Genomic DNA, 14,929 nt, shown 5'->3' on the forward strand with positions numbered 1-14,929 from the left:
GAGCCGCTCGTGGCTAAACCAATCGTCAAGGCCGTGCTGCTCTCCCCGCAGCGCGAACTCGGAACCAAGCCGCTCTTGGTGGTAGGTCCGTCGTTGGGTACCTCCACCATTCTTTGGACCGAAACCGCGGCACTCCTGGGCGACGAGTACGACGTCATCGGCTGGGACCTCCCTGGCCACGGCATCTCGCCCACCGTCACGGAAGGTTTCGATGTCGCGGAACTGGCGGACGCCGTCGTCGATCTTGTTGACTCGGTTTTGCCGGGTGCGAGCTTCCATTACGCGGGCGTCTCACTGGGCGGGGCCACGGGGTTGCAGCTTGGCATCAAGCACGCCGACCGGCTCCGCAGCCTGTCCGTCCAGTGCAGCGGCGCCAAGCTGGGCACGCCGGAAGGCTGGCTGGAACGTGCCGAAACCGTTCGCAAACTAGGGACTCCGGTGATGATCCAGGGTTCGGCGGAACGCTGGTTTGGCCCGGGTTTCATGGATCGCCAACCGGACATCAGCAGCCGCCTGCTGCACGCCCTCAGCGACGCCGACCGCTTCGGCTACGCGTTCTGCTGTGAGGCCCTCGCCGCGTTCGACGTCCGTGAGCAGCTCGGCAGCATCACCGTCCCCACGCAGGTGATCGCCGGCGTCGAGGATTCAGTAGCACCGCCGTCGATGGCCGAAGCTGTTGCCGCGGGCATCAACGCCGGCGGCGGTACCGCTGAGGTTGTAGTGCTCGACGGCGTCGCCCACCTCGCCCCTGCGGAGGCGCCTGCTGCAGTGGCCGACGTGATGCGCACCTTCATGAAGGAGAACGGACTGTGAGCACTGTGTCCCCGGACAATTTCGAACGAAATGGTGCCGTCCAGCCTGACTCCACCATCCAGGACCTGTACGACGCCGGAATGGTGGTCCGCCGCGAAGTACTGGGCGATGCCCACGTGGACCGGGCCAACGCCGGCAAGGACTCCTTTACCGAGGATTACCAGGACATGATCACCAGGATCGCCTGGGGTGGCATCTGGACGCGGCCGGGCCTGAGCCGGCAAATGCGCTCCGCCGTCACCCTCACGGCACTGGTGGCGCACGGTCACTGGGAGGAGCTCGCCATGCACATCAGGGCAGCCCTCAACAACGGCCTGAGCAGGGACGAGATCAAGGAAATCCTGCTGCAGACCGCCATCTATTGCAGCGTGCCGTCAGCCAATTCGGCGTTCAAGACGGCCCAGAAAGTATTCGCCGAGATCGACGCCAACGAACCCAACTAGTCCCCACCGCCACCCAACTAGGTAACAGCAAACGTCCCATTGGGGGCTCATAGCGACGTTTGCTGTTACTCAGTTGGGAAAGAGAACAAAGGAAAACCATGAATCAGGCTTTTGTGTACGACGCCGTGCGCACGCCCTTCGGCAAGTTCGGCTCCGGCCTTGCTGCTGTCCGCCCCGATGACCTTGCCGCCCACGTTGTCCGCGAGTCGGTCAGGCGTGCTCCCGGGCTGGATGTCGAGAGGATCGACGAGGTGGTGTTCGGCAACGCCAACGGTGCCGGCGAGGAAAACCGCAACGTTGCCCGCATGGCCACGCTGCTGGCCGGGCTCCCGGTCTCCATTCCGGGGACCACGGTCAACCGTCTGTGTGGATCTTCCTTGGATGCAGCGATCATCGCTTCGCGCCAGATCAACGCCTGCGACGCCGACCTCATGCTCGTGGGCGGCGCCGAATCCATGTCCCGTGCGCCGTGGGTCCTCCCGAAGACCTCCAAACCGTACCCGGCCGGTGACCTGACGCTCGCTTCCACCACGTTGGGCTGGCGTTTGGTGAACCCGGCCATGAACAAGGACTGGACCATCTCCCTGGGCGAGGCCACCGAGCGCCTGCGGGAGAAGTACGGCATCACCCGGGAACGCCAGGATGCTTTTGCGGCGGATTCACATAATCTGGCCGATGCTGCGTGGAACGAAGGCTTCTACGATTCTTTGGTGTCGCAGGTTCCAGGCACGGACCTGGTCCGCGACGAGGGCATCCGAGCAGGTTCATCGGCGGAGAAGCTGGGCGGATTGAAGACCGTGTTCCGTCCCGAGGCTGACGGGCCCGACGGCGGTACGGTCACCGCCGGGAATGCCTCGCCGTTGTCTGATGGTGCTTCGGCTGCATGGATCGGTTCGGAGGCTGCTTCTGGGCTGCTGGGCATGGAGCCGCTGGCCCGCATCGCCGGCCGCGGCGCGCACGGCAACGATCCCCAGTTCTTCGGGTTCGCCCCGGTGGAGGCCGCAAACAAGGCCCTCGCAAAGGCGGGCATCGGCTGGGACCAAGTTGGCGCCGTCGAACTTAACGAAGCGTTTGCCGCGCAATCGCTGGCGTGCGTTGACGCGTGGGGGATCGATCCCGCAATCGTGAACCAGCACGGCGGTGCGATCGCGATGGGTCACCCGCTCGGTGCCTCCGGTACCCGTATTCTCGGTACGCTCGCCCGTTCCCTGCAGGCGTCCGGGCAGCGTTGGGGCGTTGCGGCAATCTGCATCGGCGTGGGCCAGGGTCTGGCGGTTGTGTTGGAGAACGTCACTGCCGGCGCATCGGCATAAGAAGGGGTTGAGTCATGCTGAATTTCATTGACACTGTTGGCGAGGCTGTCGCCGGCATCAAGGACGGCTCCACGGTGATGATCGGCGGGTTCGGCAACGCCGGGCAGCCCTTCGAACTGATCGATGCCCTCATGGATTGCGGCGCCAAGGACCTCACGGTGGTGAACAACAACGCCGGCCAGGGCGATCAGGGCCTGGCGCTGCTGATCAAGGAAGGCCGGGTCCGCAAGATGATCTGCTCCTTCCCACGGCAGTCCGATTCCTGGCACTTCGATGCCAAGTACCACGCCGGCGAGATCGAGCTGGAGCTGGTCCCGCAGGGCAACCTGGCCGAGCGGATCCGTGCCGCGGGCGCTGGAATTGGCGGCTTCTTTACGCCCACCGGCTACGGCACTACGCTGGCCGAGGGCAAGGAAACCAGGCTGCTGGACGGAAAGTGGCAGGTCTTCGAAACGCCGATCCACGCCGATGTTGCCCTGATCAAAGCACTCAAGGCCGACACCAAGGGCAACCTCGTGTACCGCAAGACCGCCCGGAACTTCGGGCCCATCATGGCTGCCGCTGCCAAGCACACCATCGTGCAGGTATCGGAGATCGTGCCTACCGGTTCCCTGGATCCGGAAAACGTGGTGACACCCGGTATTTACGTCAACAGCGTGGTCCGCGTCGGCGGTTCCAGCGCAGAACAGGTGGCCTGATCATGAGCACCCAAACCAGCCTCCAGACCTCCGAAAAGCCCCTGGGCCGCGACGAACTCGCCCAGCTGGTGGCCCGCGACATCGTCCCCGGATCCTTCGTGAACCTGGGCATCGGCCAGCCAACACTCGTGTCCAACTACCTTACCGAGGAACAGAACATCACGCTCCACACGGAGAACGGGATGCTCGGAATGGGCCCGGCCGCTGTTGGGGATGACGTCGATGGTGACTTGATCAATGCAGGGAAGATCCCCGTCACGGAATTGCCCGGGGCCTCGTACTTCCACCACGCCGACTCGTTCGCGATCATGCGCGGCGGGCATCTGGACATCTGTGTGCTCGGCGCCTTCCAGGTTTCCGCGACGGGTGACCTCGCCAACTGGCACACCGGCGCACCGGACGCCATCCCCGCCGTCGGAGGTGCCATGGACCTGGCCACGGGGGCCAAGGACGTGTTTGTGATGATGACTTTGCTGACGCGCGAGGGCGTGTCCAAGCTCGTGGAGCAGTGCACCTACCCGCTCACTGGCGTCGGCTGCGTCACCCGCGTGTACACGGACAAGGCTGTTTTCCTGACAGGGCCCGACGGCGTCACCGTCCGCGAGACTTTCGGTTGCACCTTCGAGGAAATCCAGGAGCTCGTACCCTTGCCGTTGAAGAAGGCAGAGTAGGCCCCGCAAGCTGGGCGCCCCTCGTTGTGAGGCCCGCTTTGCGTGCGTGATCCCGGGTTTGGGGCGCAGAGTAGGCCCCGCAAGTTGGGCGCCCCGCGTTGTGAGGCCCGCTCTGCGTGCGTGATCCCGGGTTTGGGGCGCAGAGTCGGCCCCGCAAGTTGGGCGCGCCGCAACGCAATCTAGGATTGGTAACCATGACCGACTCCACAGTTACCCCGCAGGCCAGCGACCAGTACGTCCAGTCGCTGGCCCGGGGTCTCGCTGTGATCAGGGCCTTCGACGCAAACAACCCGGTGATGACGCTCAGCGAAGTCGCAGCCCGCACGGACCTGACCCGCGCAACTGCCCGGAGGTTCCTGCACACCCTGGTTGAGCTCGGCTACGTCCGCACTGATGGCAAGACGTTCGCGCTCACGGCCAAGGTGCTGCAGCTTGGTTACTCGTATCTCTCCGCGCTTTCCCTGCCCCAGCTCGCCCAGCCGCACCTGGAGCAACTGAGCCTGAAACTGGGGGAGTCGACGTCCGCCGCGGTCCTCGACGGCCCGGATATCTTCTACGTTGCCCGCGTCGCCACCCGCCGGATCATGAACGTCGGTATCACCGTCGGCACCCGCTTCCCGGCGTACGCCACCTCCATGGGCCGAGTGCTGCTGGCCGGATTGCCGCAGGCCAAGCTGGAGGCATACCTCTCGACGGCGGAACTCACCCCGCTCACGCCGCGAACCGTGGCCAGCGTGCCCGACTTGAGGGCCGCCGTCGAGCATGTCCGTGCGCAAGGCTGGTGCTTGCTGGACCAGGAGCTGGAGATCGGGCTGATGTCCATCGCGGCTCCGGTGTGGAACCACAACAACGGCGACAACGTGGCTGCGATCAACGTGTCCCTTCAAGCACAGGCGGTCGCAGCCCAGCCGGACCCGGAGAAGTACCTGGATTCTGTCCGGGCCGAAGTGGTGGCCACAGCCAAGGCGATCTCGCAGGACGTGTCGGCGAAGCACTAACCGGCTACTTCCGAATCGACGCCAGCCGCGTCTCCAGGATCCGCCGCACCATCGAGTCCGGCACGGGGTTGTCGGCTGAGAACCGCAACGTCCCCGGCGACCACGAATAGCCGCCAAGCTCCTCCGACATCTCCGGCAGGATCTGCCCGCTGAACGGGTACAGGGCCAGGTGTTTCTTGGTTTCCTGCACGCTGAGGAAGCCCTTGCCGTCAACCAGCAGCGCGGGCATTCCGTAACTGACGCCTTCTTCGGCGTCGGGTGCGAGCTCGCGGGCGATTCCCACAATCCGCTCCAGGATCGCTCGGTTGGCCTCGGTGACGCCCTCAAGATATTCGGTGACGGTTCCCATGGCCCAATCCTGCGCCATACACAGGAGTTTTTGTACAGCTAATGACCTTTAGAAGCGGTTTTAGGGGCGGTATCTGTACAAAAACTCCAGAGATTTAGCGCTCGGGAATCACCGCGATGCCCTGGATTTCGATTAGGGCTTCCTTCTGCCACAGCCGTGTGACGCCGATGCCGGCCATCGCCGGATACTGCGAGCCGGCCATTTCACGCCAGATGCGTCCGATTTCGCGGCCGTTGGCCATGTAGTCGTCCACGTCAGTGAGGTAGATGGTGACGTTGACCAGGTCTTCAGGCTGTCCGCCGGCCTCGCGCAGGGTGGTGATGACGTTGGAGAACGCCTGCGTGAACTGCTCCACGATGCCGCCGGGAACGATGTTCATGTTCTTGTCCAAGGCAGTCTGCCCGCCCAGGAAAACGGTATTGCCGGCCAGGATGCCATGCGCAAAGCCCGATGGCTTGGGCAGCGATTCCGGGTTGATCGTTGTGTGGCTCATGCTGTTCCTCCTCGTTGTGGCAACTGCAAAAACTTTTGGAAAGCCTCTGTGCAGATCATTTCCGCCGTGCTACGTTGAGCATATGTGACGATCGTAAAAAAGTCGACACATCACAAAACTCGAAGGGAACCGCAATGAAACTTGCCACCTTGCGCACGGCCAACGGAGGTACGACGGCGGCACTCGCCACGGGCGCCGACTCCTACCTCACGCTGCCCGCTACTGACGTCGGGGCCCTGTTGGCCCTGCCGGAGTGGCGGAACGTGGTGAAAGAGGCCGCAGCATCCAAGGAGCAGAAAGTCATCGCAGCCGGTGAAGCCGACCTGGCGCCGCTCCTTCCCCGCGCAGGGAAAGTCATCTGCTGCGGACTGAATTACGGAGACCACATCCAGGAAATGGGCCGGGAACTGCCCGAGTACCCCACGCTGTTTGCCAAGTACGCGGACACGCTCGTAGGAGCCAATGACGCCGTAGAAGTCCAGGGCAGCGGCCGCGTCGACTGGGAAGCCGAGCTGGCCGTCGTCGTCGGAACTGAGCTGTACCGGGCGGACGAAGACGAGGCCCGCGAGGCAATCGCCGGCTACACAGTCGCCAACGACGTTTCCATGCGCGACTGGCAGAGCCGGACATTGCAGTGGTTCCAGGGCAAGGCCTGGGACGGCACCACCCCCGTGGGCCCGGTCTTGGTCACGGCGGACGAATCCGGTCACGAGTTCGAGGTCCGCGGCTACGTCAACGGCGAGCTGGTGCAGCAGGGGAATACCAGCACGTTGGTGTTCGGTCCGGCGCAGCTCCTGTCCTACATTTCGCAGTTCACCGTCCTGCGTCCCGGCGACCTCGTCCTCACGGGTACGCCCGGGGGAGTGGGGATGGGAATGACCCCGCCGCGCTACCTCAACGACGGCGACGTCCTCATCACTGAAATCGACGGGATCGGCCGGTTGGAGAACCAGTTCCGAATCCACGCCTCAGTTCCAGCCAACGCCTGAACGTCACACCACACCAAAGGAGAACCCCATGAGCCAGAGCACCACTGAATACGTCCTCGAAGGCGACAACTCCATCTACGCGCAAGCTGACGGCAAGGTGGTCCCTGTGGTCACCCGTGCCGGCGCGGAAGACACCAACACGGCACAGTCCGGCGATTGCATACGCGTCTCCGGCGTGAGTATCCAGCACACCCCGGCAACCAAGATCTGGTTCGGCCAGGTGTCCAACACCCCCGGCTACCGCTCGCTCCCGCACCACCACGGTGAGGCCGAAACCGGTGGCTACGTGCTTCGCGGCCACGGCCGGATCTACTTTGGCGAGAACTACTCCGAGTTCCTTGACATGAAGGCCGGCGACTGGGTTTTCGTACCGCCGTTCATGCCCCACGTTGAGGCCAACATGTCCGTCACCGAAGAACTCGTATGGCTGACGGCCCGCACGCCGGAGAACCTCGTGGTCAACCTCGAGGATGTCGCAGACGAAACCCTCGCCGACTACCGCCGGGCCTAAGCCATGATCACTGGAACCCTGACATCGGAGACCTTCCTCAAGGCCATGGAGCTCACGCCCGTAACGGCCGAAGTATTCGATGAAGCGTATGAAGCAACCACCCAGTACGTGCCTTGGCCAAAAGCCTACGGTGGAGACATGGTGGCGCAGGCCGCAGCGGCCATGATGCGCTCGGTGGGTGCCGACCGGATCCTGCATTCGATGCACAGCTACTTCATGCGTCCAGTGGATATCGGTTCCAGCGTCCGGTACGAAGTGGAACATTTGCGGGACGGCCGCGGGTACTCCACCCGCACGGTTCGCGGTTTCCAGAACGGCAAACCCGTCTATGCCGCCATGGGTTCCTTCCAGGTTCCCGAAGAGGGACCGGACTTCCAGCCGGAGGCCCCTGCCGCCGTCGAGCCTGAATCGCTGCGGACGGCAGCTGAAGCACTGGACGGGGTCGAGGGCGCGGCGGCAGACTATTGGTCCACGGGGCGAAGCTTCGATATGCGGCATATTCCCGGACCGGTATACATCGATCTTGAGGGCGGTGCGGTGCCTCAACAAGCCATCTGGGTCAAAGCGTTTGATGCCCTACCCGACGACGTCGACCTCCACCGCGCCGCTCTCGCCTACGTCTGCGATTACACGATTTTGGAGCCATTGCTCCGCGTTAACGGGCTCAATTGGTCCAGCCCCGGACTCGCCACCGCCAGCCTGGACCACTCCATGTGGTTCCACCGCGACGGTCGGGCCGACGAATGGGTGCTCTACGCCCAGGACGCCATTTCCGCTCAAAGCAACAGGGGCCTGGCCATGGGCCGCTTCTTTGACCGCCAAGGACGACTCCTCGCCACAGTCGCCCAAGAGGGCATGATCCGGGCCGGCGCCTAGATAGCTTTCCACCTCCCCAACCATCAGCTTCAACGACGCACCACTGAAAGGAACGGCCATGAGCATGATGCCATCGGCCCACGTGGACACGTTCACCCGCGACCACCTGCCGCCCGCCGATACCTGGCCTGCGCTTGAATTCACCCTCCCTGAACTCCACTACCCGGAACGCCTCAACGCTGCTGCGGTACTGATCGACGACGCTGTCGAACAGTACGGCGCAGACCGCCCCGCCCTGTGGACCCCTGACGGCTCGGTCTGGACCTATGGTCAGCTCCAGCAGCGTTCCAACCAGGTGGCCCAGGTCCTCACCGAAGACCTTGGTGTTGTGCCGGGAAACCGCGTGTTGCTGCGCGGGCCGAACAACCCCTGGATCGTTGCTGCCTGGCTCGGTGTGCTGAAAGCGGGAGCCGTGGTGGTCACCACCATGCCCATGCTGCGCTCCACCGAGGTCTCCACCCTGATCGCCCTCACCAAGCCGGTGGTGGCCATCTCCGATCACCGGTTTGTGGATGAGCTCAAGGTCGCTGCCGGGGACGCGGTACAGGTCCTCACGTACGGCGCCGGCAACGGATTCGACGACGACGGCGACCTCACCTCCCGCTGCGGGCATAAGAGCGGCATGTTCACGGCTGTGGATACCTCAGCGGACGACGTTGCCCTGCTGGGCCCGACGTCGGGCACCACCGGAGTGCCCAAGGTGACCATGCACTTCCACCGGGACATCCTGGCCAACGCGGACACCTTCGCCCGGCACATCCTGCAGCCCACGTCGGACGACGTCTTCGCCGGTTCGCCGCCGCTGGCCTTCACGTTTGGCCTGGGCGGACTGGTGGTCTTCCCGCTCCGATTCGGCGCGTCCTCACTCCTGACGGAGAAGGCCGGCCCCGTGGAACTCGCGGAAAACGCGGCCGCGGCAGGGGCCACCATCCTCTTCACCGCGCCCACCGCATACAGGGCCATCCTGAAAGAGAAGCGCGGCGATCTCCTCCGTGGCCTTCGCATCGCAGTCTCCGCAGGTGAGCACCTCTCCAAGGAAACCTGGGAAGCAGTGCATGAGGCGACGGGTTTGCGGTTGGTCAACGGCATCGGTGCCACGGAGATGCTGCACGTCTTCATCTCCGCTGCCGGGGACGACATCCGGCCCGGGACCACAGGACGCGCTGTTCCGGGATTCCGGGCCACCATCCTGGACGAGGACGGCAACGAGCTAGGCCCCGGGAACATCGGACGCCTGGCCGTCATAGGTCCCACCGGATGCCGCTACCTGGACGATGCCCGCCAAGCGAACTACGTGGTCCAGGGCTGGAACGTCACGGGCGATACGTTCGGCATGGACGCCGACGGGTACTTCACGTACCAGGCGCGCTCGGACAACATGATCGTCTCATCCGGGTACAACATCGGTGCGCCAGAGGTTGAAACGGCCATTGACCAGCACCCTGACGTCGTGGAAAACGCCGTGATCGGAGTCCCTGACGAGGAGCGCGGAAGCATCGTCTGCGCGTTCATCGTCCTGCGTGAAGGCGTCACCGGCGACGCCGCCAAACGCAAGGAAATCCAGGACTTCGTCAAGCAAACCATCGCCCCGTACAAGTACCCGCGGGACGTCCGCTTCGTTACCGAACTTCCGCGCAATCCCAGCGGCAAGCTCCAGCATTTCAAGCTCCGCGACAAGGTCCTCGCTGAGGATGCCACCACCAACGCGAGCCAGACCGAACAACTTACCCCTGCCGGCCAGAGCCAGGCCTGAGAAGGAGCAACACCATGAAAATCGCAATTGTTGGAGGCGGCCCCGGCGGCCTCTACTTCGCAGCACTGATGAAGCAGCTGGATCCGTCACACGACATCACCCTCTGGGAACGCAACGCTGCCAGCGATACCTTTGGTTTCGGCGTCGTATTTTCCGATGAGACGCTGGGCGGCATCGGTAATGCTGACCCGGTGGTGGCGGAATACATGAGCCGCCGCTTTGCCCGTTGGTCCGATATCGACATCCACTTCCGTAGCGAGATGATGACGGTGGGCGGCCAAGGCTTCGCTGCCATGAGCCGCAAGGAACTGCTGGAACTGCTCCAGCGCCGCTGCATCGAACTGAACGTGGACGTGCGTTTCAGCACCCTGGCCCCGGCTGTTGAGGAACTCGAAGCCAATTACGATCTTGTTCTTGCTGCGGACGGCATCAATTCCCAGATCCGCGCCAAATACGCTGGCTCGTTCAAGCCGAACCTGGACATGCGGACCAACAAGTTCATGTGGCTCGGCACGGACCAGGTATTCGAGGCCTTCAAGTTCTTCGTGAAGGAAACCGAGTGGGGCGTCATGCAGATCCACGGTTACCCGTACTCGGATGAGGGCTCCACGTTTATCGTGGAAATGCACCAGGACGTGTGGCACGCTGCCGGCTTCGATGAGACCGCCAACGAGGTCTTCCCGCCCGGGGTCTCGGATGAGAAGGCAATCGCCAAGATCCGTGAGATCTTCGCCGAGGAACTGAACGGCTACGAGGTCCTCACCAACAACTCCAAGTGGATCAACTTCACCACGGTCCGGAACGAGAACTGGCGCCACAACAACGTGGTCCTGCTGGGCGACGCAGCCCACACGGCCCACTTCTCCATCGGTTCCGGCACCAAGCTGGCCATGGAAGACTCGTTGGCGCTGGCCGCTTGCCTGCACGAGCACGCAGACGTCGAGTCCGCCCTGGCAGCCTACGAGGCCGAGCGCCGGCCGGTTGTGGCGTCCACGCAGCGCGCAGCCCAGGCGTCTCTTGAGTGGTTCGAGCGGATCGGGCAGTACAAGGATCAGGACCCCACCCAGTTTGCGTTCAACCTGCTCACCCGCAGCCGCCGCATCACCCAGGAGAACCTGCGCCTGCGTGATCCCGAGTTCGCGGAGGCCGTGGATCGCGGCTTCGCTTCCTCACAGGGACGCTCAGAGGTTGCTCCGGCAATGTTCCAGCCCTTCCGTATCGGTGGGCTGGAGCTGAAGAACCGGATCGTGGTGTCCCCGATGGATATGTACTCCGCCACGGATGGCATTCCCGGTGACTTCCACAAGGTCCACCTCGGTTCCAAGGCCCTGGGCGGCGCCGGTTTGGTCATGACCGAGATGGTCTGTGTCTCCGAGACCGGCCGGATCACCCCGGGTTGCAGCGGCCTGTACACGGACGAACAGCGGGACAGTTGGAAGGAGATCGTGGACTTCGTTCACGGCCGTTCCACTGCCAAGATCGGCGCCCAGCTGGGTCACTCAGGCCGCAAGGGCTCCACCAAGCTCATGTGGGAGGGCATCGACCAGCCGCTCGAGTCCGGCAACTGGACCGCCGTCGGCCCTTCTGCACTGCCGTACAGCCCCGAAAACCAGACCCCTGTGGAGCTGGACCGCGCGGGGATGGATGCCATCAAGGCTGAGTTCGTCGCTTCCGCTGTCCGTGCGGATGAGGCCGGCTTCGACCTCCTGGAAATCCACGCCGCCCACGGCTACCTGCTCTCCTCCTTCCTCTCGCCGGTGTCCAACAAGCGGACCGACGAGTACGGTGGCAGCTTGGAGAACCGGCTGCGGTTCCCGCTGGAAGTGTTCGACGCCGTTCGCGCGGCTTGGCCTGTCGGCAAGCCTGTGACGGTACGCATCTCCGCCACCGACTGGATCGAGGGCGGCAACACCTCCGACGATTCCGTGGCAATAGCCCGGGCGTTTGTTGAGCATGGCGCTGCCGGACTGGATGTTTCCACCGGCCAGGTGGCCAAGGAAGAAAAGCCCGCCTTCGGCCGCAGCTACCAGACGCCGTTCGCGGACCGCATTCGTCAGGAAGTCGCCGCTCCGGCAGGCGTGGCGGTGATCGCCGTCGGTGCCATCTCCACCTACGACGACGTGAACTCGATCCTCCTCGCGGGCCGGGCTGACCTGATCGCCTTGGGCCGTACCCACCTTTACGATCCCCAGTGGACGCTGCACGCTGCCGCCGAACAGGAGTACCAAGGCCCCGGTGCCGAGTGGATTCCGCAGTTCCGCGCTGGTCGTCGTAAGCCACCGAGCTCGCGTACTGACGCCGTTCGTCCCCGCTTGTCGCTGCTCAAGGAAGCAGATATTGAAGAGGTCAATACCCACCTGCGCTGGACTCCCGAGTCCGCCACGGCATCTGTGCTGGTGAAGTAGCCATGGCAACTGCACCCGTCAACGACTGGAACGTCCCCAAGAAGACCACCGGCCTGGTGTTGTTCTGCTGCTGGCTCGCGATCCTCGCAGAAGGTTACGACGTCGGCGTCCTGGGAGCCATCCTTCCCGCCCTCGCCGAATACAAGGAATGGAACCTTAGCCCGCTCGCCCTCGGAGGCCTCGGCTCATATGCCCTGATCGGCATGCTTATCGGAGCATTGTTCATCGGTACGCTCAGTGACCTTGTGGGCCGCAAGAAGATGCTCCTGGCTTCCATGGCAATCTTTACGCTCACCCAGGCAGGCGCTGCGTGGGCTCCGACGCCGGAGCTCTTCGGCCTGTTCCGGCTGATCGGCGGCTTGGGCATGGGCGGTGTCATTCCGGTGGCAGCGGCCCTGACCATCGAATACTCGGCCCCGAACAAGCGCTCGTACAACTACGGCCTCATGTATTCCGGCTATTCGCTGGGCATCGTGGCAGCCGCCCTCGCCGCCTTGTTCGTCCTGCCCATGGGCGGCTGGCGTGCGGTTGTTGCGATCGGTGCAGCACCGGTGGTCCTGATTCCCATCATCTGGAAGTTCCTGCCTGAATCCTTGGAATTCCTGGAGACAAAGGGCCGGAAGTCCGAGGCCAAGGCCTTGGCTGCCAAGCTGAACATCGCCAACTACAAGCCTGTTGTTCCCGTGGCTCCTGCTGCTGGCGTCCAAGCAGACCCGTGGTGGAAAACCATCACCACCATGTTCTCCCGTAAGTACCTGCGCTCCACTGTGTTCTTCTGGATCTCGCTTTTCTGCGGTTTGGTCCTGGTCTACGGCCTGAACACCTGGCTGCCGAGCATCATGAAGAAGGCCGGCTACGATCTCGGCTCTTCCTTGACGTTCCTCCTGGTCTTCAGCCTCGCATCCGCAATCGGCGGCCTGCTCCTGGGCCGTGCTGCTGACAAATACGGCAAGAAGCTCATCCTGGTGGTGTTCTACATCCTGGGTGGCCTGGGCATCATGCTGCTGGTTTTCCCCAACACCATGGTGGTCAACCTGCTGTTCGTGGCATTCGCGGGTGTCGGTTCCATCTCCACATCGCTGGTCCTGACCGGTTACATCGCCGACTACTACCCGGCCAAGGTCCGCGGTACGGCGACGGGCTGGGCCTTGAGCTTCGCCCGGCTGGGTGCCATCTCCGGACCGTTGATCGGTGGGTGGATCGCCGGCTCCAAGTTGCCTTTCGAGGCTAACTTTGCGATCTTCGCAGGCATCGCAGTGCTCGCCGCCGGAGCAGTGGCGATGATTCCCAAGCCACAACCCGAGGTGCCCGTCGCCGCCGTCGACGTTGACCCCGACGACGCAACCGTCAGCGCCCGTTAGGCGTGATCGTGGACAGGTTTCCGGAGGCGAGCGTCGAGCGAACGGTGGAATGGGTGGATACCGACGCCTCCGGACACCAGCACAACTCGGCAATCCTGCGGTGGGTTGAGGCTGCGGAAGCTGAACTCTTCCGCAGCCTGGAGTTGCCGGACTATTTTCCGAATGCTCCGCGGGTACAGCAAGTGATCAACTACAAGGCCAAGCTGTGGTTCGGCCAGCGCATCACCGCCACGGTGAAGATTCAGGCGCTCGGCCGGACCTCGCTGACCATGGCTTTCGATGTAACGTCCGACGCCGGTGACGTCGCCGCGTATGGGACGGTCACCACGGTGCACGTTCCCAACGGCGGGACGGCTGCCCAGCCGTGGCCGGAGCATCTGATCCGGGCCGTCGGGGCTGTGCAAGAGTCCTAAACGCCCACGAGACGGCAGATAAGACCAATGTTGGTGGGGGGATTGGTGTTAACTGCCGTCTCGGCGTCAGGGGTGGGTCGGTTTAGCGCAGGCCCTTAAGGATGTTCTTGGGCCGCTGCATCTCACCGTGCTTGGCCCCCAGGATGATCACCCAGGCTGCGAAGGCCGGGATGGCCCACTGGAGTGCTTTCAGCTGCGTTTGGGCGGCCTTCAATTCATCCGATGCCCCGGCGCGCGGTTCGGTGGCACCCTCGGCGCCTTCCTCCGAGAGCTCATCAACCTTCTTGCCCACAACACCGGCGTACAGGGTGACGGCAGCTCCGGCCAACGTCACCACTGTCTTGTAGATGGTGTTGGCGGCGACGCTGTCCTGCTTGGCGATCCGACCCTTGTTTTCCCAAGCGATGGCCAGATCCGAGGCCAGGTGGCCGGCGAAAGCTGCTATCTGAACCGGAGCCCACTTGCCCCAGCCCTTGCTGGAAAGTCGGGTTCGCTCGGTTGGATCTTTGGCTTCAGCTGCCGCGCCGTTCAGTCCGATGGCCCCCATCAGCGAGCCGCCGAACCAGGCCGCGGCTGTGAGGTCATGAATGGAGCGGGCTACGAGATTTCCTGCCATGATGTGCTTCCTATCGTTGATACGGAAAGGACCTTTCGAGGCGATGTCAGCCTCTAAACAGCGTGCTTCTATAGTAAGCATGCTTACTAAGATGCGGCTAGCTGGAGCGGGTCTTTGGGGTTTGGGCGATGGTTCCGTTGACGTTCATGTCAGGTTCGCCGATACGGTGGCACCCACGGTTACGCTTGGCGGGTGGAGCAGCTCTACGCGATTTCTGCGTGCATAAT

The 14,929-nt window shown here is 63.4% G+C and carries 16 protein-coding genes; 13 read left to right on the plus strand and 3 right to left on the minus strand.

Features of this window, described 5'->3' with window-relative positions:
• Positions 1 to 9 precede the first annotated feature (9 nt).
• The 6 genes from HP499_RS11325 (at position 10) to HP499_RS11350 (ending at position 4,936) form a co-directional block, all read left to right on the plus strand.
• Complete coding sequence (locus HP499_RS11325) at positions 10 to 813, plus strand: alpha/beta fold hydrolase (RefSeq protein WP_172324172.1); 804 nt, start codon at positions 10 to 12, stop codon at positions 811 to 813.
• Positions 810 to 1,256 carry a 4-carboxymuconolactone decarboxylase gene (gene pcaC, locus HP499_RS11330; RefSeq protein ID WP_026541137.1) on the plus strand — a complete coding sequence of 149 codons (447 nt, stop codon included), beginning with the start codon at positions 810 to 812 and terminating at the stop codon, positions 1,254 to 1,256. Before HP499_RS11325 ends, pcaC begins: the two co-directional genes overlap by 4 nt.
• Before the next feature lie 98 nt (positions 1,257 to 1,354).
• Entirely contained in the window at positions 1,355 to 2,569 is a 1,215-nt protein-coding gene (locus HP499_RS11335) for a thiolase family protein (RefSeq protein WP_172324173.1), read from the plus strand.
• A 14-nt stretch (positions 2,570 to 2,583) separates the two neighbouring features.
• A complete protein-coding gene (locus HP499_RS11340) occupies positions 2,584 to 3,267 on the plus strand; it encodes a 3-oxoacid CoA-transferase subunit A (RefSeq protein ID WP_172324174.1) in 684 nt (227 codons plus the stop codon).
• Between the two features lie 2 nt (positions 3,268 to 3,269).
• The gene (locus HP499_RS11345) at positions 3,270 to 3,938 is read left to right on the plus strand and encodes a 3-oxoacid CoA-transferase subunit B (RefSeq protein WP_026547713.1); all 669 of its coding nucleotides are present in this window, start codon (positions 3,270 to 3,272) and stop codon (positions 3,936 to 3,938) included.
• 194 nt (positions 3,939 to 4,132) lie between these two features.
• Entirely contained in the window at positions 4,133 to 4,936 is an 804-nt protein-coding gene (locus HP499_RS11350) for an IclR family transcriptional regulator C-terminal domain-containing protein (RefSeq protein ID WP_172324175.1), read from the plus strand.
• A 4-nt stretch (positions 4,937 to 4,940) separates the two neighbouring features.
• On the opposite strand, the gene HP499_RS11355 is transcribed toward HP499_RS11350, so the two are convergent.
• Both HP499_RS11355 and HP499_RS11360 read right to left on the minus strand, forming a co-directional pair.
• Positions 4,941 to 5,285 carry an iron chaperone gene (locus tag HP499_RS11355; protein ID WP_172324176.1) on the minus strand — a complete coding sequence of 115 codons (345 nt, stop codon included), beginning with the start codon at positions 5,283 to 5,285 and terminating at the stop codon, positions 4,941 to 4,943.
• A 94-nt stretch (positions 5,286 to 5,379) separates the two neighbouring features.
• Positions 5,380 to 5,778 carry a RidA family protein gene (locus tag HP499_RS11360; RefSeq protein ID WP_024818696.1) on the minus strand — a complete coding sequence of 133 codons (399 nt, stop codon included), beginning with the start codon at positions 5,776 to 5,778 and terminating at the stop codon, positions 5,380 to 5,382.
• A 134-nt stretch (positions 5,779 to 5,912) separates the two neighbouring features.
• Between HP499_RS11360 and HP499_RS11365 the strand changes: the two genes are divergently transcribed.
• Genes HP499_RS11365 through HP499_RS11395 form a run of 7 tightly spaced genes read left to right on the plus strand, consistent with a single transcriptional unit; the run spans position 5,913 to position 14,086 of the window.
• On the plus strand, positions 5,913 to 6,767 hold the full coding sequence (locus tag HP499_RS11365) for a fumarylacetoacetate hydrolase family protein (protein WP_172324177.1): 855 nt from the start codon (positions 5,913 to 5,915) through the stop codon (positions 6,765 to 6,767).
• Positions 6,768 to 6,795: 28 nt separating this feature from the next.
• The gene (locus HP499_RS11370; RefSeq protein WP_026541145.1) at positions 6,796 to 7,278 is read left to right on the plus strand and encodes a cupin domain-containing protein; all 483 of its coding nucleotides are present in this window, start codon (positions 6,796 to 6,798) and stop codon (positions 7,276 to 7,278) included.
• Between the two features lie 3 nt (positions 7,279 to 7,281).
• Complete coding sequence (locus HP499_RS11375) at positions 7,282 to 8,154, plus strand: acyl-CoA thioesterase II (protein WP_172324178.1); 873 nt, start codon at positions 7,282 to 7,284, stop codon at positions 8,152 to 8,154.
• A 58-nt stretch (positions 8,155 to 8,212) separates the two neighbouring features.
• The gene (locus HP499_RS11380) at positions 8,213 to 9,907 is read left to right on the plus strand and encodes an AMP-binding protein (RefSeq protein ID WP_172324179.1); all 1,695 of its coding nucleotides are present in this window, start codon (positions 8,213 to 8,215) and stop codon (positions 9,905 to 9,907) included.
• Positions 9,908 to 9,921: 14 nt separating this feature from the next.
• Positions 9,922 to 12,312, plus strand: coding sequence for a bifunctional salicylyl-CoA 5-hydroxylase/oxidoreductase (locus tag HP499_RS11385; RefSeq protein WP_172324180.1), 2,391 nt, complete (start codon positions 9,922 to 9,924; stop codon positions 12,310 to 12,312).
• Between the two features lie 2 nt (positions 12,313 to 12,314).
• Positions 12,315 to 13,673 (plus strand): aromatic acid/H+ symport family MFS transporter, encoded by a 1,359-nt coding sequence (locus HP499_RS11390; protein WP_172324181.1) that lies wholly within the window; start codon positions 12,315 to 12,317, stop codon positions 13,671 to 13,673.
• 8 nt (positions 13,674 to 13,681) lie between these two features.
• Entirely contained in the window at positions 13,682 to 14,086 is a 405-nt protein-coding gene (locus HP499_RS11395) for a thioesterase family protein (RefSeq protein ID WP_172324182.1), read from the plus strand.
• Between the two features lie 82 nt (positions 14,087 to 14,168).
• On the opposite strand, the gene HP499_RS11400 is transcribed toward HP499_RS11395, so the two are convergent.
• Positions 14,169 to 14,702: a hypothetical protein gene (locus HP499_RS11400; RefSeq protein WP_172324183.1), complete on the minus strand. Its 534-nt coding sequence runs from the start codon at positions 14,700 to 14,702 to the stop codon at positions 14,169 to 14,171.
• Between the last annotated feature and the right edge of the window lie 227 nt (positions 14,703 to 14,929).

Source organism: Paenarthrobacter sp. CM16 (assembly GCF_013179505.1).
Lineage (GTDB): Bacteria > Actinomycetota > Actinomycetes > Actinomycetales > Micrococcaceae > Arthrobacter.